22 protein-coding genes are annotated in these 22,882 nt (G+C 64.4%); 11 read left to right on the forward strand and 11 right to left on the reverse strand.

Annotated elements, in window-relative coordinates:
- Positions 1-8 precede the first annotated feature (8 nt).
- Entirely contained in the window at positions 9-2,573 is a 2,565-nt protein-coding gene (locus tag LZC94_06320) for a carbohydrate binding family 9 domain-containing protein (protein ID WXB16882.1), read from the reverse strand.
- A 301-nt stretch (positions 2,574-2,874) separates the two neighbouring features.
- The gene (locus tag LZC94_06325) at positions 2,875-4,740 is read right to left on the reverse strand and encodes a sigma 54-interacting transcriptional regulator (GenBank protein WXB16883.1); all 1,866 of its coding nucleotides are present in this window, start codon (positions 4,738-4,740) and stop codon (positions 2,875-2,877) included.
- A 132-nt stretch (positions 4,741-4,872) separates the two neighbouring features.
- Here LZC94_06325 and LZC94_06330 point away from each other — a divergent pair, with 132 nt between their 5' ends.
- Entirely contained in the window at positions 4,873-6,114 is a 1,242-nt protein-coding gene (locus tag LZC94_06330) for a serine/threonine protein kinase (protein ID WXB16884.1), read from the forward strand.
- Here the strand turns inward: LZC94_06330 and LZC94_06335 are convergent.
- The 9 genes from LZC94_06335 to LZC94_06375 form a co-directional block, all read right to left on the reverse strand.
- Positions 6,076-8,166 (reverse strand): prolyl oligopeptidase family serine peptidase, encoded by a 2,091-nt coding sequence (locus LZC94_06335; protein ID WXB16885.1) that lies wholly within the window; start codon positions 8,164-8,166, stop codon positions 6,076-6,078. The genes LZC94_06330 and LZC94_06335 overlap by 39 nt on opposite strands.
- A 241-nt stretch (positions 8,167-8,407) precedes the next feature.
- The gene (locus LZC94_06340) at positions 8,408-9,280 is read right to left on the reverse strand and encodes a trypsin-like peptidase domain-containing protein (GenBank protein ID WXB16886.1); all 873 of its coding nucleotides are present in this window, start codon (positions 9,278-9,280) and stop codon (positions 8,408-8,410) included.
- A gap of 50 nt (positions 9,281-9,330) precedes the next feature.
- Positions 9,331-10,236: a M12 family metallopeptidase gene (locus tag LZC94_06345; GenBank protein ID WXB16887.1), complete on the reverse strand. Its 906-nt coding sequence runs from the start codon at positions 10,234-10,236 to the stop codon at positions 9,331-9,333.
- A gap of 88 nt (positions 10,237-10,324) precedes the next feature.
- Entirely contained in the window at positions 10,325-11,233 is a 909-nt protein-coding gene (locus tag LZC94_06350; GenBank protein WXB16888.1) for a hypothetical protein, read from the reverse strand.
- Positions 11,234-11,919: 686 nt separating this feature from the next.
- Positions 11,920-12,606, reverse strand: a complete 687-nt coding sequence (locus LZC94_06355) for a hypothetical protein (GenBank protein ID WXB16889.1) — start codon at positions 12,604-12,606, stop codon at positions 11,920-11,922.
- Positions 12,603-13,190 (reverse strand): hypothetical protein, encoded by a 588-nt coding sequence (locus LZC94_06360; protein WXB16890.1) that lies wholly within the window; start codon positions 13,188-13,190, stop codon positions 12,603-12,605. Before LZC94_06360 ends, LZC94_06355 begins: the two co-directional genes overlap by 4 nt.
- Before the next feature lie 421 nt (positions 13,191-13,611).
- On the reverse strand, positions 13,612-13,947 hold the full coding sequence (locus tag LZC94_06365; protein WXB16891.1) for a hypothetical protein: 336 nt from the start codon (positions 13,945-13,947) through the stop codon (positions 13,612-13,614).
- 55 nt (positions 13,948-14,002) lie between these two features.
- A complete protein-coding gene (locus tag LZC94_06370; GenBank protein ID WXB16892.1) occupies positions 14,003-14,530 on the reverse strand; it encodes a hypothetical protein in 528 nt (175 codons plus the stop codon).
- Between the two features lie 74 nt (positions 14,531-14,604).
- On the reverse strand, positions 14,605-15,117 hold the full coding sequence (locus tag LZC94_06375) for a TrmH family RNA methyltransferase (protein ID WXB16893.1): 513 nt from the start codon (positions 15,115-15,117) through the stop codon (positions 14,605-14,607).
- A gap of 217 nt (positions 15,118-15,334) precedes the next feature.
- Here LZC94_06375 and rpsL point away from each other — a divergent pair, with 217 nt between their 5' ends.
- The 10 genes from rpsL to rpsS all read left to right on the forward strand — a co-directional run bounded on the left by rpsL (position 15,335) and on the right by rpsS (position 22,858).
- Entirely contained in the window at positions 15,335-15,733 is a 399-nt protein-coding gene (gene rpsL, locus LZC94_06380) for a 30S ribosomal protein S12 (protein ID WXB16894.1), read from the forward strand.
- A gap of 12 nt (positions 15,734-15,745) precedes the next feature.
- On the forward strand, positions 15,746-16,216 hold the full coding sequence (gene rpsG / locus LZC94_06385; protein ID WXB16895.1) for a 30S ribosomal protein S7: 471 nt from the start codon (positions 15,746-15,748) through the stop codon (positions 16,214-16,216).
- Positions 16,217-16,699: 483 nt separating this feature from the next.
- Positions 16,700-18,769 (forward strand): elongation factor G, encoded by a 2,070-nt coding sequence (fusA, locus tag LZC94_06390; GenBank protein ID WXB16896.1) that lies wholly within the window; start codon positions 16,700-16,702, stop codon positions 18,767-18,769.
- A gap of 69 nt (positions 18,770-18,838) precedes the next feature.
- A complete protein-coding gene (gene tuf, locus LZC94_06395; GenBank protein WXB16897.1) occupies positions 18,839-20,029 on the forward strand; it encodes an elongation factor Tu in 1,191 nt (396 codons plus the stop codon).
- 17 nt (positions 20,030-20,046) lie between these two features.
- Complete coding sequence (locus tag LZC94_06400; GenBank protein ID WXB16898.1) at positions 20,047-20,319, forward strand: hypothetical protein; 273 nt, start codon at positions 20,047-20,049, stop codon at positions 20,317-20,319.
- A 101-nt stretch (positions 20,320-20,420) separates the two neighbouring features.
- A complete protein-coding gene (gene rpsJ, locus LZC94_06405; protein ID WXB16899.1) occupies positions 20,421-20,732 on the forward strand; it encodes a 30S ribosomal protein S10 in 312 nt (103 codons plus the stop codon).
- Between the two features lie 17 nt (positions 20,733-20,749).
- Positions 20,750-21,406: a 50S ribosomal protein L4 gene (gene rplD, locus LZC94_06410; GenBank protein ID WXB16900.1), complete on the forward strand. Its 657-nt coding sequence runs from the start codon at positions 20,750-20,752 to the stop codon at positions 21,404-21,406.
- Positions 21,403-21,693 carry a 50S ribosomal protein L23 gene (locus LZC94_06415; GenBank protein WXB16901.1) on the forward strand — a complete coding sequence of 97 codons (291 nt, stop codon included), beginning with the start codon at positions 21,403-21,405 and terminating at the stop codon, positions 21,691-21,693. The genes rplD and LZC94_06415 overlap by 4 nt, the downstream gene beginning before the upstream one ends.
- A 3-nt stretch (positions 21,694-21,696) precedes the next feature.
- A complete protein-coding gene (rplB, locus tag LZC94_06420) occupies positions 21,697-22,530 on the forward strand; it encodes a 50S ribosomal protein L2 (protein WXB16902.1) in 834 nt (277 codons plus the stop codon).
- Positions 22,531-22,549: 19 nt separating this feature from the next.
- Entirely contained in the window at positions 22,550-22,858 is a 309-nt protein-coding gene (gene rpsS / locus LZC94_06425) for a 30S ribosomal protein S19 (GenBank protein ID WXB16903.1), read from the forward strand.
- Positions 22,859-22,882 lie beyond the last annotated feature (24 nt).

Here is a 22,882-nt window from a genome sequence, read left to right on the forward strand (position 1 = left end):
GAGTTATTTCATCCGAGCCAGTAGGTGAGCTTCACCATGAAGAGATCGACGGCCGGCGTCCGTCCCGACGTTTCGCCCGAGTTCACCGCGACGCCGGGCGATTGCGTGCGGGAATAGACTAAGTACAAGGTCGAACCGAGTTTGTACTCCCAACGGAGGACGACGTTGGTATTGACCGCCCACTCTTTCCAATCCGCCTCCGGATCGGGCCCGGTGAACGGCACCAGCGACGACAATGGGACTTTGCCACCGGGGGGGAGCACCGACATCGACAAATCGCCGTAGTGACCGCTCGAACGAAAGAACTGGCCGTAACTGACCAGGTCGAGACGCGGCGTGAAGGTATATGCGGCGCGGACGATGGCCCCCACGCTGCTGGCCGAGAGCCGCCCGTAAACGTGGGCTCCGGTGGCGGCGTCGTCGGCGGCCCAGCGCGGCTCCCCGGCCGTGTGGGTGATGTTGGGGATCAGCTCTACATCGAACTGGGGCAGCACGCGTAGCTTTACGTTGGCCTTGGCGCTGATGGCAAAACCATTGAAGACGAAATCCGTGGTGGTGGCGAGCGAGCCCACGATGCGCTTGGTCGGGTTGGTGCCGAGGGTGAATTCGTGCTCGATGGCCCCCGCGCGCTCGAGGGCGGTTCCATCGCCGACCTCACGGTCGTCGTAGCGGGCGGGGAGGTAGTGGATCGATGAAAAGGCGTTCCAGAAGTTCGCGAAGCGTCCCCACGTCTTGAGCTGGAAGTCGCGCCCGATATCGAGAAAATCCGTATTCTGGCGGATGTAGGCCTCCAGGCGCAGGTGGGACTCGAGCAGAGGCCCCCAGGGGGAGAGCTCGCGGAACTCCAAGCCGCCGTCGAACATGGCCTGATTGGAGCGCTGCGCAAAGCCCATGTCGTTGATGTCGAGCTTGCGGCTGGAATAGGCGAGGGCACCGTCCCACAGCCAATGCGTGCCGCCTTCTTTTCCGAAGTAGAAGAGGGCGCCCGCGCCGATGTCGCCGGAGCGGACGAGCGTTCCATCGAGCGCCATGCGCGGCGGTCCGTTCTGGAGCATCGAGCCATAGATTTGACCGTCGGTCACGTAATCGCCGTTCGCCGATCGCCATCGCCAGTCGAGCCCCGCCACCACCGCATCATTGAAGCAGCGTCCGCCCTGCACCACAATCGCGCCGTGCGGGCAGAGGACTTGCGCGATCGATCCAAGCGCCCGCGCCGGGGGCGGTGTTCCGGCCACGGGGGCGGGCAGGGAGCTGGGGACGGCGAGGGGATAGCTCCCCGCGTCCTCGGCGCGCCCCGTCAGGGTGACCGTTGCCCCCACGCTGGCATTTTCTCCCATGGCGCGCGTTAGCCGGAATGCGTTGTAGAGCGTCGTGGGCGTGAGGAGGCGGCGGGTGCGGGTGCCATTGCTCGCGACATCGACGTGGTTGGCGCCGGTGAGCGCGGTCAATGTGCCCACCGACCAATGGTCATCGAGCTTTCCCACCAGCTTTCCCGCGCCGAGCAGCGAGGACGCGGTGGTCGCGCCGGCGACGTGCTCGTTGAACGGCGCCTCCGTTCGCAGGTTGGGGGTGAAGGGCGAGAGGGGGTTGTGCCCGATGCGGCGCGTATAAACGAGCTGATAGGGGAGGGAGAAGATATCGAGGCCTTCGAGGAAGAAGGGGCGCTTTTCGGGGTAGTAAACCTCGTAGTTGGTCAGGTTCAAGGTCAGCTGGTCCGCCTCCACCTGCGCAAAGTCCGGGTGGATGGTGGCGTCGAGCGTGAGGCGAGGGGTCACGTGCCATTTCACGTCGGCCCCCGCGGAGGCCGACAAGGTGGTCTCGCTCGGATCGGATTCGACGGCGGCGTCCTGCCGTACGAGCCGCCCGAGCACGAACGGGCGCGCTTCGATTTGCGAGGGGCGCGGGAGATCGCGCAGCCCGGAGAGCAGCCCGTAGCGCGACACCTCGCCCCCGCCGCTGCGCGGGATGAAGGCCCACTCGTCCGTCTCCTGCCGCTCCGAGGTGTAGCGGCGGACTTGGAAGCGCCACGTCTGGGTCGGCAGAATGGCGTAGCGGAGGATCTTGAAGGGGATGCGGTATTCGGCTTGCCAGCCGCGGGCCGAGATGGTGGTGCGCGCCTCCCAGTTCTCGTCCCACTCGAGCGATGTTTCGGTATCGCGGTACCGCAGCATGTCCGTCTGCACGCCGGCCGCGTTGACGGTAAATTCGAACGCCGTCACCCCGTCGCCGGCCGTGCCGAGGGCCACCGAGACCCAATCCGCCTCGACTTGAACGTCGCGGCGCGCGAGGCGGGCCGTGATCCGGCCATCGCGCTGCTGGCAATCGACGGCCACATAGAGCGCGGTGTCGTCGTAGGCGACGCGCACGATGGTGCGCTCGCGGGGAGGGCTCCGCTCGTTCGGGAACTTCTGCGTGAACGCGTCGGTGCCGGGGACCGCGCGCCAGGCATCGTCGTCGAGACGGCCGTCGAGCACGGGGGCCTCGGTCACGCGAACGGCGCCCAGGTTGGGCGCCGCCGCGCGCGCGTCGATCGAATCCGCGAAGACGAGCGCGGAAGCGAGTGCAAAATACATTGGCCCCGGCTAGGCAAGTCGTGCGCCACGTACGACGTGAAAAAGGTCCCATGCTTCGAGCTCGACTCCATCCGCGAAAGCTGCGAATGGTCGGAATTTCGGGATCGCGAATTCGGCGGCGAATTTCGAAATACGACTTTGGAATTTCGAGCCGCCCGGAAACGGCGAACCTGGAGACTCCGAAACGGCGAACCCGGAGACCCGGAAACGGCGAACCCCGGAGACCCGGAAACGGCGAACCCGGAGACCCGGAAACGGCGAACCCCGGCGATCCGAAAACGGCGAATCCCGCGGCGACGGGTCAGCGATCGGTGGCGCCGGGGGCGGCGGCGTTCTGTCGCAGCTTGTAATAAAGTATGGCCGGCTTGATTCCGAGCAATGCCGCGGCGCGTATGCGGTTGCCGCCCGCCACGCGGAGCGCTGCGTCGATGGACTTTTGCTCGAGCCACTCCAGGTTGGCGGGGAGCCGGATCAGATCCGAGCCCTCCGAGGTGGCCGAGTGGGTGTCGTGCACCACACCGTGCACCACGGCCGGAAAGTCGGTGGGCTCGATGAGGCGCCCGTCGCCCAGGACGAGCGCGTGCTCGATGGCGTTGCGCAGCTCGCGCACATTGCCCGGCCACGAGTAGCGGCTGATGGCGTCGAGCGCCTCCCGCGAGAACCCATCGATGCGGCGGGCGGCGGTGGGCGCGAGATCGGTGAGCATCTGCTTGGCGAGCATGGCCAGATCGCTGCCCCGCTCGCGCAGCGGCGGGACGAGCGCCTTGACCACCGAAATGCGAAAGAACAAATCGCTGCGGAAGGTCCCGGCGGTGACCATGGCCTCGAGATCGCGGTTGGTGGCCGCGATGATGCGCGCCTGCAAGGTCAGCGAGCGATTGGAGCCGATGCGCTCGAAGCGCTTGTCCTCGAGCACGCGCAAAAGCTTGGCCTGGCTGGCCAGCGGCAGCTCGCCAATTTCGTCGAGCACCAAGGTGCCGCGGCCCGCCGCCTCGAAGGCGCCGGCTTGCGCGGCCACCGCCCCGGTGAACGCGCCCCGCTCGTGCCCGAATAGCTCGCTCTCGATCAGGTTCTCCGGGATCGACGCGCAATTGATGATGCGCAGCGGCTCGTCCTTGCGGGCGCCCGATTCATGAATGAGCCGCGCGACGAAGGTCTTGCCCACCCCCGTCTCGCCCGTGAGCAGCACGGTGACCGGCGAGGCCGCGAGCCTGGGGATCATGCGAACGAGCTGCTGCGCCGCCGCCGACTCGCCCAGGAAGGCATGCGCGCTGCCTACCGCCTGCCGCCGAAACGACTCGCGCTCTTCCTTGACGGCCAAGAGCGCCGAGAGCTGCCCGAGCCTCGATGCGCAAATGCGACCAGCAATCACGAATAGGCGCCGGAGCGAATCGGTCACCCGATCGGAGGACAGCTTGGTTGTAAATGCCAACCATCCCGGTCTCGGGCCATGCAGCGGCACCGCGACCTTGGCCTTCCAATCGGCAGTTATGCTCTCCAACACGTCCCCGCCGATGGGGCTCGGACCCGCCGCAAACGGGGCAAATGGGCTCGGTGGGCTTGGTGGGCTTGGTGTTCGGGCTGCCTCGACCGCGCCGGTCAGCTCTTGATCGGATGTTACTTGATCATCGGTCACGGCTATCCACTCGACCGTATCGCACTCGGCGTGCGTTTTCGCCCACGTTGCAACTGCGGATTCCACGGCGGGTAAGTCGTTTGCCGCGCTAAGCGCCTCATCGAGGGCAAAAACGGCCGCCAAACCTCGGACGTCCGCCGCAACACCGGTCAAAAGGGCGCGGACGCTGGTGGTGGTGGTCGGCAACGTGGCGCCGAACGAGGTGGAGCTTGGAGGGGGGTGGACCGACGGTGACGGCGATGACGTCGGTGGGACGTCATCCAGCTCCGGCGTATCGGTGAGGACGAGAACCGTGTCGCCGACGACGATGGATTCGCCGACCTTGACCACGGCTTGGCGGATTTCACGGCCCGCATGCAGGAGCGGCGCCGCGCCGTCGCAAACGTGGATTCGGGCGCCTTCTTCGGTGGCTACGACGTGAAAGTGGTGCCGGGACACTGCTCGGTCGTGCAGCACCAAGTTTGCATCTGGCGCGCGACCGACCATCTTCACGTGTTCGTCCAGCTTGAGGTGGATGGATCGTCGGGACATGCGAGCATGTGGCCCGCCCGGAACTTGTCCACCCGAGACTTGTCCACCTGGCACTTGACCGGAGGCTTGTCCCCCGGGCGACACCTGTGGCGACATAACGAGAAAACGAGGCGCAGCGAGACGGTTGGTCGGTTGACCCATCGCGAAGTTCTTGGGTGTAGCACAAATGAGGATGAATGCGTATTAGCGATTGGCGCTAACCGGCTTGACGTCGAAGGACCCGGTGTGCAACATCGCTCACTCTGGGGGCATATGTTCCAGACATCGATTTTGCGAGCATCGGTTTCGGAACGTGCTTTGGCGCGGCTAGGCACGGTGGTTCAACAAAAATATCGGATAGTCCGCTTGCTCGGCGTAGGTGGCATGGCTGCGGTCTACGCGGCGACCCACCGCAATGGTCATCGGGTTGCCATCAAGTTTCTGCTCGAGCGTTTCTCGAACGATCCGGACATCTGCCATTTCTTCAGCCGCGAGGCGTGCGTTGCCAATCAAGTAGGCCATCCCGGCGCCGTGCCCGTGCTCGACGACGACGTCGACGAGGAGGGGTGCGCGTTTCTGATCATGCCGCTGCTCGAGGGCCAAACGCTCCGAACCCGCTGGGATCGCGCCAACAAGCGCCTACCGATCGACGAGGCCTCGGTCTTGATGCTGGACGTGCTGGACGTGCTCGCGAGCGCCCATGGCAACGGCATTGTCCATCGGGATATCAAGCCGGAGAACCTCTTCGTCACCGCCAAAGCCAACGTTTGCGTGCTCGATTTCGGCATCGCACGCTACGACACGAGTCGGCCGCCGCGCGCGGGTGACCTCCGGACGAGTCGTCTCGCGCGCGCGGGTGAACTGCGCGCACCCGCCGAGCTGGATCCGCAGGTCAGCACGGTGAGGCACCTGTTCGGTACCCCGGCGTTCATGCCCCCGGAGCAGGCCCTCGGCGAGCTGACCGCCATCGGGCCGCATAGCGATTGCTGGGCCGCGGGCGCGACCCTCTTTACATTGCTCTCGGGCCAGTTCGTCCACCGCGCGTCGTCCGGCGGCGGGCCCGAAGCGGCGCTGCACGCGGCCACGCGCCCGGCGCGGTCCTTGGCCGATACGGGCGCCGAGACGGTGGCCAAGGTCCCCGAAGCGATGATTCGATTCATCGACAAATCCCTGGCCTACGATCCACGCAACCGCTGGCCTTCGGCACGCGAAATGCGCGCCGGCTTGTTGCAAGCGCTGGAGGACTGCTTGGACGAGCCGGTGGCCCACGCCATTCAACGAATCCGCGCAGAGCTGGTCGCCGAGCTGTCGCCCGAGGAGACCCTGCCGGGCGACCGCTTGCGCCACTATGCCCGTTTATTTACTGCCCAACAGATGCTCCGTAAAGAACCGTAAAATGTGTCCGAACTGAAGGACGCGGTTGTCGCGTTTCTGGGCACCATGCCCTTCGTCGGCAAATACGATGAGCTGCGAGGGCACCTTTTTTCGCTGCAGCACGTCGTGGATCTGCAGCGCTTCACCGACCGGCACGCGCGGATCCGTCGCACCTTGCAGGACCAGTAGCGGGGACGAAACCCGGTCCACGTAGGTAATGGGCGACAGCTTGAGGAGCGCTTCGCGATCGCGTTCGGGATCGCCATACCAGTTGATCCGCAAGATGCGCCGGTACGGGGCCGTATTTTCGAGGAAGGTGAGCAGATTGCCAATGCCGACCACCGAGGCGCCCGCGTCGTAGGCGCCCGCGAACATGGTCATGGCGATCAAGGTGGAATACCCACCGTAGCTTCCGCCCCAAACGCCAATCTTGGGAGCTTTTCCGCCCTCGGTCCAATTGGCACGTATGTACTTCGATACGTCTTCGATATCGGTGATGACGTCGAGCCGCTTGGGCCCATCGGCCGCGTGGAGCCACTTCTTCCCGTATCCCTTGCTCCCGCGGACGTTGGGATCGACCAGGATGAACCCCGCGTCGACGAACGCCTGCTTGACGGGCGAAAACCCGGGCAGCTCTTGCGATTCCGGGCCGCCGTGGAAGTGGACGAGCACGGGGCAAGGGTGCGCGGCGCACTTCGAGGGGTCGGGCCTACGCACGAACATGGGAATGGGGGTTCCATCCCGCGCCGGGTAGGTCTCCAGTTTGGCCATTGCAAACTTCGATGTGTCGATCTCGGGCGTGCTCGGCACGTGCCAGCTGGTGAGGGAGCCCGTCTTCCAATCGTAGACGTAGCTGGTCTGCGGGGCTTTGCCGGTATCGACGCCCAGCGCGAGAAACCGTCCATCGCGGGTCGATGCGCCGAAGCGGACGTGATCGCCGGCGAGCTTGGCGATGGCGGGCGGGGTCACGTCCTTGTAGGTGCGCGCATCGAGGATCTTGATCCGCGTATACCCGTTGTCGTTGATGGAATACGCGATGTGCGTTTTGGAACGATCGATGCCAAAGGCAAACACGTCGTGGGGTATTTCGGGGACGATCGGGGTGAGCTTCCTCTGGGCGGAGTCCCACCGATACAAGCGCTGGAACTCGCCCAGGTGCGGCGTCCGGACGATGATTTCACCGTCTTTGGCGCCGTACGCGGCGTCGTAGTCTTCTCTCTCTCCTTGGCCGAAGAGGGGAGTCAGCGCCTTCTTCGCCGTATCCCACTCGTAGAACTCGGACATGTCGCCCCCCACTTCCTTTTGGAGGAGGAGCTTCGAATCGGGCGACTTGGGGCCGAGAGGTCGGTAGTCGGCAATCGCCCAAATCCCTTCTTGGTCGAAAACGACCTCGCGCTCGTTCTTGGTGCGGTCGTATCGGTAGAGCACATACGAATTGGGCTTGACGTCGTTGGCGCGGAAATAAATGAAACGTCCGTCGTCGCTCACGAACTGGAGCTCGGATTGAACGCCGGGTTTATGGGAGACGGTGGTGAGCTTTCCGCCCTTCGCATCTTGCAAATAGAGCCCGGGGTTCTCCTCGCCTTTGCGATCGCGCGACAGCACGAGGAAGCTGCCGTCGGGGGCGATCTCCCGGAGGATGGTGGGATCCTCACCCCCGGTCATCTGCGTGGGGAAGCGCTGCGGCCCATCGAGCCTCCAGAGCTGGTTGCTCCCGGTCACGTTCCACGTCAGGTACATGATCTTCCCATCGGGGCTGAGACGCCCGCTCGATGGAGCGCGCACGTCGAGCATCGACTGAAAGGTGCGCGACACATCCTCCGGAAGCGGCGGCGGCGCGAACTTGGCGATCACCTCCTTGGGCACGCTCCCCGCACCGTGGCCCGAATAAGGTCGGTCGGGGGCCCCCGCGTCCTTGGCCTCGCCGGCCTTGGCGCCGAGCGCGTCGCGCAGGGCGCCGGTGAGCGGCTGGCGGGGATGCGGCGACTCCGCCGGGGGGGCTTCACCGCCGCATGCTGCGGCCAAGGTGACAAAAGGGAGCGCGAGGAGCGCGAGGAGCCCGGGGAGCGACATTGGCGAGCGACGGCGGTGCATTTCGAGCAAAAGCTACCGCGCCGGTGGCTCGGGCTGCGTAAAATTCGTGCGCACCAATCATCCGTTGAACCCGGACCTCCGGGTCCCGAGCGCCTCTTCAGGCCGTGACGCTCTGGGCCCTCATCGGAGGCCAGTCGCAACATGGAAATGCGAACGGCCCCGGGAGGCGTCGGACGAATCCGGCGCACCACCCGGGGCCATGATCACGAATCGGAGAGACTCAGTTGATGACGGCGGAAGCCGCCGCGATCTTCGACATGCGGGTGCCGCTGTTGTTTCCACCGCTGGCCGTGCAGCCGCCGTTGGTGTGAACGCCGACCAGCTGGCCGTTGGCGTTCAGGATGCCGGAGCCGGAGCTTCCGCCCTGCGTGTCGATGTTTCCGTAGTAGTGGTAGTTGCCGCTCGAGCTCGCGAGGGTGCCCGCCTCGATTTGCTTGGCCCTGCGCGCCGGGTGCTGAATGATCGCCAGGGTGGAGTTGGTCGCGGGATCGGTGGCGTTGGTGGCGCGGGTGCCGTACTTGGTGCCCGGCGTCCCCTCGAGCCGCACGATGGCGTAATCGAGGCCGCCGAGGGAGTCTTCGACGATGGCCGAGATGCGGACGTGCTCCTCGGGCAAGAGCTCCGTGGAGTTGGCCTTGCGCTCGTAGTTGAAGGAGACGAAGTCGCCCACCGTGCTGCTATCCACGCAGTGGCCGGCCGTGAGGAACAGGTTGCTGCCAATCAAGGTCCCCGAGCAGTACTTGGCGTTCGCTCCGGCCGTGGCCGTGCTCTCCATCGCGCCCACCGCCGGCTTGTACGTATTGACGTAATCCTTGGAGACGCCCAGGTTGCCCGTGTACGAGTTGACGTATTGCGCGTCGTCGGTGGCGCCGCAGGTGCTGAGCACCGATTTGCCCGCGCCCGGGTTCCGGTTGACCACGTAGTGCGCCGGATCGGCCATCTTCCGGAGGAAGTCCGGGTGGTCCTGCGACTCCACCGCGCCTTGATCGGGGCTTTGCAGATCCTCTCCCGGGTTCGATGCAGCGCTCTCTCCCCCGCTGCAGGCCATCAGAAACAACCCCGATACTGCTACGAGTGCGGCGATCTTTTTCATGGTTGGGAGCCTTTCACGATACGTCGATTGGAATATGTAAACTACATTGTTTACGGATAAAGGATTTTTACCGCGTTGAGATCTCCGGTGCTCAAGCCCGTGCGCTGCCCGATGGCTTGACCGTTCTTCGTCACGATCGTGGGCTGGCCGTTCTTGGAGAAGGCCGTCTTGCCGTAGTGCATGATCGAGTTGAAGTCGTAGGCGCCCAGATCGTCTCCGTCGGAGACGTGCCGGTCGAAATTGTGCTCCATGCCCGCTTCGATGTTTTCCCACTTGATGGTCACGTACGTGTCGCGGTCCTCGCGGGACTGCTCGTGCCAGAGGCCCACGGCGTGGCCGATCTCGTGGATGGCGGCGCCCGTGCTGCAGCCATCGGCCAGGTTGATGACCTGCTTCCCGCCGGATCGCCCGACGGCCGAGCTGCAGCCGCTCCCTTTGACGAAGGTGACATAATCGGGATAGCTGCTCGCGTTGGCCGACGTGCGCTGGACGAACTCGATGTCCGTCTTGTCCCTCCAGTGCTGGATGGCGCTGGTGACCCGCGCCTGATTGGGGAGCCCCGAATCGATGGTGTATGCCACCGTCTTCTTCGCCCACCGGCGGCGGCCGGCCGGGAGCCCCACGCCGAGCGGCGCGACGTCCCCGCTTCCGCGTTTGGCCGCTGCGCCCTCGGAGACCGCCTCGACCTCCGAGACGTGCCCCAGGATGATGTCGCCCTCGAAGACGGCGAGATCGCCCACCACCGAATAGGCGATGGGTTGCACCCGCTCTTCGTTGCCGACCGCGAAGTATCCATTCTTCACCGGGGCGTCCTTGGTCATGGCGCTCTCGAGCGCGATGGCCTCGGCGGTCGTTGCGCTGTCGTCTCCATGGGGTGCAGGCACCTCGCTGGTTTCGCCCGCGCACGCGGGTGCTCCGAGGGCAAGAACTCCAATCAACGGCAGAAAGTAACGCATGGTAAAGCCTCCAGGTTTTGCGTTGTTGTCGTGAATGCCCGGGCCCGTCCTCGCGGATCGGACCCGGGCCGAGGTTCGATCGCGAGGATCAGTTCGCGTAGCGGAGCGTGTGCTGGGCCGAGCCGATGTCGACGCCGAAGCCGCACGCCGGGGAGACCGAGAACACGCGCTGGCGGTACGCCGGGTTGAGGGTGGTGGTGTCTTTGCGGACCACGATGGACGAGAAGACGATGCCGCTGTCGCCCGGGTACTGCCCGCAGCTACTCAGGCCGTAGGCCTCCATGACGCCGCCTTGCGCTTGGGTGTACGCGCGGCTGCCCGCGCGGGTGTTGAGCACCGTCGAGGCCCCGGTGTTCACGTCGGTGGCCGTGATCTTCCACGTGCACACGCCGGCGGAGGTGCAGGCCGTGCCCTCCATGATGCCGTCGATGACGTCGCCCGAGGAGACCGCGCGGAGCGTGCTGTGCTGCGCGTTGCCCGCGTTGTCCACGTACCACGAGGCGATGCCCCAGGATCGGCCGCCGCCCGCGGGGCTCGTGCCCCACTGCAGCACCGGCTGGACGATCGCCGAGCCATTGCTCGGCTCCAGGCTGGGGAAGAAGTAGAGCAATTGGCTCGACTGGGTGCGCGGGGCCGCCGGGACCTTGAATTGCGCGCGCATGTAGTTCGCCGGCGTGGTCAATCCGCCCCACGAAGCCTCCACCCAGCCATTGGTGGCGGGCGGCGGCGGTTTGTTCCCGAACGAACGATCCACGTCGGATCGTTGGACGCGCGGGTACGCGCATGGCGCGAGAGGCTCCGCGATGGACGCTTCATCGCTCACCTCGTGGATGCAGCTCGGGTGAATGAGGCCGAACGGTGTGCGCGCATAGCCCGCCTCCAGGGCTTGCTCCTCGCTGATGCCAACATTTTCGTCGTCGCTCGGGGCAACCTCTCCACTGCAACCGAGCGCGCCGACGACAGCCAAACCCACGAAGGAAATAGGCAAACGTTTCATATCGGCTCTCCGTTGAACGTAAAGTTGTATCGCCAAGGACATGCCCTTGGCGTGTCCTCTGCTACCTTCGGAACATCGAAAACGGATTCACATGTGCAGAAACGACGAGAGAGATGCAGCGGATGCAAATGCATGCAACCGGATGCATACGACGCAAACGATGAACGGATACCCATCTTGTTGCGGCACGATTCGAACGACGCGATACACGATACGAGGGGACGGCGAGGAGCACCCGGAAGGTTGCCTGAGCCAAACCCCGCTCCGGTTCTTTCGGGCTTTCGTACGTGCGTCCCGCAAGGGCATTCGCAGCGTTTCTCGACGCGAGCCCCGCGCCGCTGCAAACCCACTCATCCGAAACGACCTCACCGTCAATACCATGTCTGCCGATCGGATCATCCACAAACGACGGCTGGAAAATTTTTTCGGGACGGATGTTCGCCTGCTATGTCCCGTTATCCGCGGTCCGAAGTTGCACATGCATGCACGCGTCGTGAGCGCCCGACCGAATCCCCGCAGCCATTCGGCGTCCGCAGGGTCGGTAGGGCCGTCGGGAGCTCACGTTTGACGCGCCGTGTATGGAGGTTTTGTATCGATATGTGTGCGCGGTGCGTGGGCCTTCATTCGGTGTGCGTGGACTTCACGTGTGCCTGCACGGGTACGAGCGACGAAGTCCACGCCGCCGCTCACTGCGGAGGATGGATGTCGACCTCCCGCGCGAGCGGCACCAGCGCCTCGAAGACGTCGGCGGCCTTCTCGGAGCGCCCGGCCAAAAGCTTCGTATCATCGATGTCCTGCAGCGGCGTCAGAACGAGCTCGCCCTCTTCGTCGCGCCCCAGGAACTTGGCGTGAAGCGCCGGGACGTCGACGAGGACGAGGTTCTTCAGCGGCCGCGCGGCGGCGAGCTCGCGCTGCGTGGCGTGAAGTGCCTTGATCGAATGGACCCCGCCGAAGCGCGATGGAACCCATTGGCCATCCCGCAGCGCCATGACGACCGACGTGCGCGGGTCGCCGCCCACCGTCACCGGATACATGAACGCGCCGCGATCCACGAGGAGCCCGCGCGGATCGTCGCCCGGCCGGTACGCGCGCAGCGCATCGAGCCGCACCATGCGCATGGGGACGCCGTCGCCCACTCGCGCGCCAACGAGCCCGGCCGAAGCCGGCTCCGCCACGGGGCCCACCGTCTTTTGATTGTCCATCACCTGCCGCAGGGTCTCGAGGGAGGCGTGCGCGGCTTGGTCGCGCGCGGCGGCCACCGCTCGGGATTCCTGCGGGGTGGTCGTCTCCGCCAGTGGATCGGGCGACGACGACGCGCAGCCAGCGATTGCGAGGATCAGCGCTGCCATCAACGAAGTCGTTGCTTTCATCATTGTGCTCCTCGAACGTTGTAATAATCGCGCCAGTGAACGTGGTTGTACTGCGGGCCGCCCACGTATTCGCCGTAGGAGATCGTGTACTCGTCGCCCTCGCGGGGCGGCCACGGGTTCTTCACGGTGACGTAGAAGTTTCCGTTGGCATCGACGGAATAACCGGAGGCCACCATCATATGACCGCCGCCGCCGTCCCAGCCCCACGAGAAGCCCCAGGGCGTCTTGCGGACGTCGACTTGATTCTTGATCTCCGCCTTGGAGATCGCTTGATCGTTGGTGACGTTGTAGTCGTAGCCCCACGCATTGAAGACCGGCCAGCCCGGCCGGTTGCAGTTCTTGGAGCTCGGATAATTGCAGCAGTCGGTTCGGTTCAAACGTTGGTTGGCCTGCTGGCATTGGCTCGGCGTCTGCCCCTTGCCGTTGGCCTTGGCGACGTAGTTCATGATCATCTGGCCGCTGGCCGCCCAACACCATTGACTCTGCTGTTGGGCGATGAGCGGCACGGTCAGGTTGCCGTCGGCCGCCGCGTGCTGGGCGAACGACAGCGCCGGAACGGCTGCCAGGACGAAAATCAATTTTCGCATTTCTTCCTCGCGGTTGGAGTTTTCAATGTAGGAATAGCCATTAGCGATCGGATGGCGTCCAATCGCTCATGCGCTACCCGGCACGAACACCCGCTCCGCAAGCGATCTCGCAGCGCACCGGCGCCTTGCATCGCCTCGCTGCGAACCCTCTCATCCGGAGTGTTTAACGCCTATCACTTCGGTGCGCGGGCGCGCGTGAATTTATGACCCGAAGCGCGTTTAATTTCTCGCCGCCGCGTTGACGCGTCGCGATGGTTGCGCACGCATGTAGAATTACGATGTAGCGAAGAAAATAGCGACCGCTTGTGATCATGAATTCAGCAAGCGAGATGGACGTGCACGTACATGCAGATACAACAAAACGAAAATGGGCACGGCGGTGTTGCCGTGCCCATGTGGGATCGTATGCCCTGCGAGGGCCTCAGCGAGGCAGCAGGCCTTCCATCCGGATGGCCACCGGTGCGAGCGCCGGAAAGGCGTCGGCGGCTCTCGCCGGGGTCCCTGCGCGGAGCTTGGCGTCTTCCACGTCTTGAAGTGGTGTCAGAAAGAGCGCGCCGCTCTCGTCGCGCCCGAGGAACGCCGTGTGGAGCGCCGGAATGTCGATCAGCAGGACGCTCCGAACGCCTCGGGCCGAGGCGAGGGCTTCGCGGTGGGTTTGCACCAGCTCGATCAAGGCGCTGTTGCCGAAGCTCGCGGGGGCCCAGTCTCCGCCCTTCTCGCGCATGACCACCACGTGCACGCGCCCTCCCGCGCTCACCGGGTGAGCGCGGCCAAGAGCGAGCTTTTCGATTTCATCGTCTTCACCGCCTCGGTCATTGCATCGACCAAATGTTGTAGTAGTCGCGGTAATGGGTGTATCCGCGGTCGCCGCCGCCGTCGTAATCACCATACGTGATCCAGGCCCAGGTCCCCTGGCCGACCGGCCATGGATCGTATTCGAGGACGTAGCCGACCCCGTTCACGACCTCCCATCCGGCCGCCACCATCATGTGACCTCCGCCGCCGTTCCACTTCCAGGAGAAGGCGACCGGATAGCCATGGTTGATCTGATTCAAGAGGGTATCCCAATAAAGAATGTTACCGTCCGCGGTCCAGTCGGCGTGATAGCCGTAGTAATGAAAATCGGGCCAGCCGGGGTAATTGCACGCGTTGCCGTTGGAGCAGCAGTCGCTCCTGCCCAAGGCATGGTTGGCCTCCTCGCATTGGGTCGGGTCGTACCCGCCGGGGAGGGCGGCCATGATCATTTCCCCGCTGGCCGCCCAACACCAAGACGCGAGCTGCATATTGCCCTTCGACAGCGCGACGGCAAGCCGCGGACAGGCATATCGAGGAGAATTCATAACGAGTCACGCGGTGTGCGCACCGACATGAAGGTCGATGCGTCGCGGCAAGAACCAGCGAGCGCCACGGAGGGTCAACGCGCGCTGTAGTGCTGCCGCGCCCACTCGTTCATCACCATGCCGGTCGCCACGGCGAGCGGGAAAGAGTGATTGACCCCGTACATCGGAATACCGATCACGTCGGCCGCGCGCGCGATGAACTCCGCGGACAGACCTCCGCGCTCGCTCCCGAATGCCAACACCACCCCGCGCGGGAAGCCGGCCACGTCGTAGAGACTGCGGCGCGCGTGGTCTTTTTCGATGGCCCACACCGGGCGCCCCGCGACATGTGCGAAGAAGGCGTCGTCGTCGGGCACCGAGACGATGGTCTCGTACTTCTCCATACCCATGGAGGCCTTCTCGTAGTAGGGCGCGTTGCCGATCAAGATGATCTCGCGCACGAGAAAGCTATGCGCCACCCGGATCACGGCGCCGACCGCGAAGGCATTGCCCGCGGTGTGCAGGGCGACCGAAAAGTCGTTGCGGAGGGGGCGGAGCGCGTCGCGGACCTCTTCGGGGGAGGCGTCGAGGGGAGGGAAGAGGGCCACGTTGGGGCCTCCTTATAGTACAGGGGTCGCCGCCGGCTCATGGGGTTGGCCCAGGCCGAGAATCCCCTCGGGCGGGTCCTCGACCGGGGGTCATGGAAAGAACCGCGCCACGATCGTGTTTGCACGCTTGACAGAGGCGGGTCTGCGGGTAAAGTGCGCGCTCCCCTACGGGCCATGATCTGCCCGTCGCGTACGAGATTTCCGAGGATCTAATAACGTGCCGACCATCAATCAGCTCATCAACCAGGGCCGCGAAGCTGCCCGGTTCAAGACGGCGTCTCCCGCGCTGAAGGCCTGCCCGCAGAAGCGTGGCGTTTGCGTTCGCGTCTACACCACGACGCCGAAGAAACCGAACTCCGCGCTCCGCAAGGTCTGCCGTGTTCGCCTGACCAATGGGATGGAGGTCACCTCCTACATTCCGGGTGAGGGGCACAATCTGCAGGAGCACTCGGTCGTTCTCATTCGTGGCGGCCGCGTCAAGGACCTGCCCGGCGTGCGCTACCACGTCGTCCGCGGCACGCTCGACGCCTCGGGCGCCATCGGCCCGTCGTCGACCAACAAAGTGAATCGCAATCGCAAGCGCTCGAAGTACGGCGTCAAGCGTCCGAAAGGTTGATCGAGGAATACCATGCCCCGTCGTCGTGAAGTCCCCAAGCGCCGGATCATTCCGGACCCGAAGTACAAGGACAAGCTCGTCTCCAAGTTCACCAACACGCTGATGTACGGCGGCAAGAAGGCGACGGCCGAGGGAATCCTCTACGGCGCTTTCGGCATCGTGACCGAGCGTTTCAAGGAGGATCCGATCGAGGTCTTCCGCAAGGCCCTCGACAACGTCAAGCCGAAGCTGGAAGTGAAGAGCCGCCGCGTCGGTGGCGCCACCTACCAGGTCCCGGTCGAAGTCCGCCCCGAGCGCCGCGTTGCTTTGGCGATGCGCTGGCTCGTGAACTACGCGCGCGACCGCGGCGAGAAGACCATGCGCGAGCGTCTCGCGGCTGAGTTCGTCGATGCGGCGAACGGCCGTGGCAACGCCGTGAAGAAGAAGGACGACACGCACAAAATGGCGGAAGCCAACAAGGCCTTCGCGCATTACCGCTGGTGATCGCCTGCTGATCCAGCGGCGAACGCTGGTCGATCGCGGCCAGGCTCGTCGAGTTTTACGGGTCGAACTTTCTCGGAAGATGCATGGCGCTGGCATAAAATCAGCGCCGTTGACACGGTCCGCTGGAAATGTGGGCCGTGCCGCGCTAGTAAGTTCCCGTTTTTCGCCTTCCTGTAGGAGCACGCATTCGGAGATGACGAATCTGACATAAGGACCGGGTTGCTCGAATGGGCCCCGCTACGGCGGACCCAAACAATTCAGGCGCACCCCGGCACCCTCTCTGGACTCACCGGTCAACTCCACCGAAAGGAGGCGTTGCCGGTCCCTTCCAAAACGCGGAAGGGGTGGCCAGAGGGGGTTTCGTGCATCTAAAGCACGATCTGTCACCGCATCGTAAACCGTGCGATTTCCGTTTCGCCCTCGACTAGGAGAAGTTCCGTGGCCCGCGAATATTCACTCGAACGAACTCGCAATATCGGCATCATGGCCCACATCGACGCGGGCAAGACGACGACCACGGAACGCGTCCTTTATTACACCGGCGTCAACTACAAGATCGGTGAGGTCCACGAGGGCGCCGCGACCATGGACTACATGGTCCAGGAGCAGGAGCGCGGCATCACCATCACGTCCGCCGCCACGAACTGCTTCTGGCAGCCGGCCGAAGGGCCGCACGCGGGCGTTCGCCACCGCATCAACATCATCGACACCCCCGGCCACGTGGACTTCACCATCGAGGTCGAGCGCAGCCTTCGCGTCCTCGACGGCGCGGTGGCGGTCCTCGACGGCGGCAACGGCGTCGAGCCGCAGACCGAGACGGTGTGGCGTCAGGCCGACAAGTTCCGCGTCCCCCGCATCGTGTTCGTCAACAAGATGGACAAGATCGGCGCCGACTTCGAGATGAACGTCAACTCGATCCGCGAGCGCCTAGGGGTCACGCCGGTCGCCATCCAGTGGCCGGTCGGCGAGGAAGATCAGCACAAGGGCGTGGTCGACCTCATCACCATGAAGGCCGCCATCTTCGACGAGGAGTCGAAGGGCCAGAAGTACACCTGGGTCGAGATCCCGGAGAACCTGGTCGAGAAGTGCAAGGCCGCGCGCGAGAAGATGATCGAGGCGTGTGCCGACGTGAGCGAGGCCATCATGGCCAAGTTCCTCGACGGCCAGTCCGACTCCATCACGGAGGCGGAGATCGTCGCGGCGCTGCGCGTGGGGTGCACCTCGTTCAAGTTCTTCCCGGTCCTCTGCGGCTCGGCCTTCAAGAACAAGGGCGTGCAGCTCCTGCTCGACGCGGTCGTCAACTACCTCCCGTCGCCGCTGGACATCCCGCCCGTCAAGGGCGTGAACCCGGACAAGGACGAAGAGGAGCTCGAGCGAAAGGCCGACGACAAGGAGCCGTTCGCGGGCTACGCGTTCAAGATCATCAACGACCCGCACGGGAACCTCACGTTCTTCCGCGTGTACTCGGGCACCATCAACTCCGGCACCATGGTCCTCAACAGCACGCGCGGCAAGCGCGAGAGGATCGGCCGCATCCTGCGCATGCACGCCAACAAGCGTGAGGAGCTCACGGAGGCCGACGCCGGCAACATTTACGCGGCCGTGGGTCTGAAGGACACGCGCACCGGAGACACGCTCTGCGACGAGAAGCAGCCCATTCTGCTCGAGCGCATGGTCTTCCCCGAGCCGGTCATCTCGATCGCCATCGAGCCGAAGACCAAGAGCGACGTGGAGAAGCTCGGCGTGGGCCTGCAGAAGCTCGCGGCCGAAGACCCCTCCTTCCGCATGCACACGGACGAGGAGAGCGGCCAGACGATCATCAGCGGCATGGGCGAGCTGCACCTCGACATCATCGTCGACCGCCTCCGCCGCGAGTTCAAGGTCGAGTCGAACGTCGGCAAGCCCGAGGTCGCGTACCGCGAGGCCATCGGCAAGAAGGTGGCGTGCGAGTACAAGTACGCCAAGCAGTCCGGCGGCCGCGGTCAGTACGGCCACGTGCTCATGGAGATCGAGCCGGGCGAGCGCGGCACGGGCTTCGTCTTCGAGAACGGCATCGTGGGCGGCGTCATCCCGAAGGAGTTCATCCCGGCGGTGGAGAAGGGCGTTCGCGAGGCCATGGAGCGCGGCGTGCTCGCCGGCTACCCGCTGGTCGACATGAAGGCCCGCCTGTACGACGGCACGTACCACGAGGTCGACTCCAGCGCGCAGGCGTTCGAGATCGCGGCCTCTCTCTGCTTCCAAGATGGGGCGAAGCGCGCGAACCTGCACCTGCTCGAGCCCATCATGAAGAACGAAGTCGTCGTCCCCGAGCAGTACATGGGCGACGTCATCGGCGACATCAACTCGCGCCGCGGGAAGATCCTCGCCATGGGCCAGCGCGGCAACGCGCAGGTCATCGACTCCGAAGTTCCCCTGGCGACCATGTTCGGCTACGTGACCGATCTGCGTTCGATGACGCAGGGCCGTGCGACGTCGTCGCTTCACTTCTCGCATTACGCACCGGTTCCGGTGGCGATCCAGGAAGAGATCGTCGCCAAAGTAAAGGGCCGCTGAAACTAGGAAACTAGCGGCGCCGAAGCACCTGGATGTTTCATTCCTGATCGAGCCCCCTCGGAGAAAGTCATGGCGAAAGAGAAATTCAACCGAAGCAAGCCCCACGTGAACGTCGGTACGATCGGCCACATCGACCACGGCAAGACGACCTTGACCGCCGCGCTGGTGAAGGTTCAGTCGAAGAAGGGTCTGGCGAAGGTGATCAGCTATGCCGATATCGCCAAGGGCGGCACGGTTCGCGACGCCACGAAGACGGTGACCATCGCCGCCTCGCACGTCGAGTACGAGAGCGCCACGCGCCACTACGCCCACGTCGACTGCCCCGGCCACGCCGACTACATCAAGAACATGATCACGGGCGCCGCGCAGATGGACGGCGCGATCCTGGTGGTCAGCGCGCTGGACTCGGTCATGCCGCAGACCCGCGAGCACGTCCTTCTGGCCCGCCAGGTCGGCTTGAACCACATCGTCGTGGCGCTCAACAAGTGCGACGCGGTCGATGACAAAGAGATGCTCGACCTCGTGGAGATGGAAGTCCGCGAGCTCCTCTCGAAGAACAAGTTCGACGGCGACAACGCCCCGGTCGTCCAGGTGGCGTCGTTCCCCGCGCTCAACGGCGAGCCGCAGTGGGAGGAGTCGATCGGCAAGCTGATCGACGCGCTGGACAGCTACATCCCGGAGCCCGTGCGCGACACGGACAAGCCGTTCCTGATGGCGATCGAGGACGTGTTCTCGATCAAGGGCCGCGGCACCGTGGTCACCGGCCGCGTGGAGCGCGGGATCGTGAAGACGGGCGAAGAGGTCGAGATCATCGGCTTCCGCGACTCGCGCAAGACGGTCGTGACGGGCGTGGAGATGTTCCGCAAGCTGCTCGACCAGGGCCAGGCTGGCGACAACATCGGCGTTCTCTTACGCGGCATCGAGAAGAACGACGTGGAGCGCGGGCAGATCCTCTGCAAGCCGGGCTCGGTGACGCCGCACAAGAAGTTCGTGGGCGAGGTGTACGTCCTGAAGAAGGAAGAGGGCGGCCGCCACACGCCGTTCTTCACCAACTACCGTCCGCAGTTCTACATGCGCACCACGGACGTCACCGGGACGTGTGAGCTTCCGGAAGGCACCAAGATGGTCATGCCGGGTGACAACATCACCATGACCATCAGCCTCATCACGCCGGTCGGTTTGGAGGAGCAGATGCGCTTCGCCATCCGCGAAGGTGGCCGCACCGTCGGCGCGGGCATCGTCACCAAGGTGATCGAGTAAGAAGGAACGACGGCGAGGTGGTTCGGACGTCCTACGTTTTCGGCACCGTGGCGCCGCTCGCGCTCCTGAGCGCGTGCGGTGCCAGCGTCTACGAAACGGCAGCGCATCAAAGGGCGGCGAGCGACTTTGGATGCCCCGACAACCTGGTGAAGCTCACCAGTGTCGGGGAAAAGCAGTACCACGCAACAGGGTGCGGAAAATCCGACGTCTACAAATGCCTGAAGACGGGCGCGAACGAGTCGGACGTCGCCTGCGAACCTCAAGACGTGCAGTCCGGCTCTCCCCCCTAGCTCCTAGTCTGTCTCTCCCCAAGTACCGAGCGCCCCTCGCTCCGACTCCATAGAATTTCGTACCGCGCCCGAAAGAGAGCGGTGTCAAAAGAAGGTAGAACATGGCCAGTGCCACCAAAATTCGTATTCGCCTGAAGGCGTTCGATCACCAGCTTCTCGATAAGTCGGCGAGTGACATCGTGGAGACGGCGAAGAGGACGGGCGCCCGTGTCGCGGGGCCCATCCCGCTCCCCACGCACATCTCGCGCTACACCGTCCTGCGCGGACCCCACGTCGACAAGAAGTCGCGTGAACAATTCGAAATTCGCACGCACAAGCGCCTGCTCGACATCCTCGAGCCGACGCAGCAGACGCTCGACGCTCTGATGAAGCTCGATCTGTCGGCCGGTGTGGACGTCGAAATCAAGTCGTAGAGCTTAGGAGTTTTCACATGGCAACCGTCGACGTCTACAACATGAAGCGCGAAAAGGTCGGCTCGCTCGACCTCGCGGACGAAGTGTTCGGCGCAGAAATAAAGGAGCACCTCTTTTGGGAGGTGGTCAAAGCGCAGCTCGCTTCTCGCCGTCAGGGCACGGCCTCCGCGAAAGAACGCTCCGCGGTGAGCGGCAGCACCAAGAAGCTGTACAAGCAAAAGGGAACCGGGCGCGCCCGCCACGGTTCGATCCGCGCCCCGATTTACGTGGGCGGCGGTCAAGCGCACCCGCCGCGTCCGCGCGACTGGAGCTACCGCCCGCCGCAGAAGGTCCGCGCGTCCGCGCTGCGCAGCGCGCTCTCCAAGTTCGTGAAGGAAGGACGATTCGTCGTCGTCGACCGGATCGACCTGCCGGAGATCAAGACCAAGGGCCTGCTCTCCGCGCTCGGCACCCTCAAGGCGGAGAAGAAGACCCTGGTGGTCGACCACCGGAGCAACGAGAACCTCGTTCTCTCGATCCGCAACTGCAAAGACCATCAATTCCTGCCGCCGGAAGGGGTCAACGTCTACGACCTCCTTCGCCACGACACCCTCGTTCTGTCGAAGGACGCGGTGAAGGCCCTCGAGCAACGCCTCGTCTTGACGGGATCGAAATCGGACGGAGACGCAGAATGAATCCGGAGCAAGTGATTCGTCGGCCGATCGTGCTGACGGAGAAGTCCAACCTCCTGCGTGCGCAGAACCAAGTCATCTTCGAGGTCTCGCGCAACGCCAACAAAATCCAGATCCGCAACGCGGTGGAAAAGCTTTTCAACGTGAACGTCGTCAGCGTGAACACGCTCGTCGTGCGCGGCAAAGAGCGGCGCATGGGGCGCGGCCACGCCAGGATGCAAAATTGGAAGAAGGCCATGGTCACCCTGAAAGAGGGCGAGACCATCGATTTCTTCGACTCGAGCGAGTAAGCCATGGGCATCAAGAGCTATAAGCCGACATCTCCCGCGCGGCGTTTCTACTCCGGCTCCGATTTCAAGGAGCTCACCAAGGGCGCCGAGGCGCCGAAGCACCTCACCGAGCACCAGACGTCGACCGGCGGGCGCAACGCGCACGGCCGCATCACGTCCCGCTTCCGTGGCGGTGGACACAAGCAGCGGTACCGCATCATCGACTGGAAGCGAAACAAGATTGGCGTCCCCGCCAAGGTCGCGACCATCGAGTACGATCCGAACCGCACGGCGCGCATCGCGCTCATCCACTACGCGGACGGCGACAAGCGCTACATCCTCGCCCCCGAGGGGCTCAAGGTCGGTGACCCGATCATCTCGAGCCGCCACGCCGACATCAAGCCCGGCAACTCGATGATGCTGCGCTACATCCCGCTCGGCACCGTCATCCACAACATCGAGCTGAAGAAGGGCAAGGGCGGGCAGATCGTTCGCTCCGCCGGCTCCGGCGCGGCCCTCATGGCCAAGGACGGCGACTACGCGCAGGTTCGTCTGCCGTCGGGCGAAGTCCGCATGGTGCACCTCGATTGCCACGCCACCGTCGGTCAGGTGTCGAACATCGAGCACGCGAACATCTCGCTCGGAAAAGCCGGTCGCTCGCGCTGGCTCGGCCGCCGCCCGCACAACCGCGGCGTCACCATGAACCCCGTCGACCATCCGATGGGCGGTGGTGAGGGACGCACCTCGGGTGGACGTCACCCGTGCTCGCCGTGGGGTCAGCTCTCCAAGGGGCTGAAGACCCGCAACAACAAACGCACCGACGGCATGATCGTGAAGCGCCGCGGGCAAAAAGGTTAACTGGGCTTAGGAGTTTACGATGGCTCGTTCGATTAAGAAGGGTCCGTTCGTCGACGGGCACCTCGCCGAGAAAATCGCTGCTGCCGGTGCCACGCAGAGCAAAAAGGTCATCAAGACCTGGTCGCGCCGCAGCACCATCACCCCGGACGCCGTGGGCCTCACCTTCGCCGTGCACAACGGTCGCAAGTTCGTGCCGGTGTTCGTGACCGAGTACATGGTCGGCCACAAGCTGGGCGAGTTCGCCCCGACCCGCACCTTCCACGGCCACTCTGGCGACAAGAAGGGCAAGGTCAAGGGCGGAGGCCCCGGCGGGGCCGCGAAGAAGTAGTCACTCTTCTTCGAACTTCGTCGT

It is taken from the genome of Sorangiineae bacterium MSr11954 (assembly GCA_037157815.1).
Lineage (GTDB): Bacteria > Myxococcota_A > Polyangia > Polyangiales > Polyangiaceae > Pendulispora > Pendulispora albinea.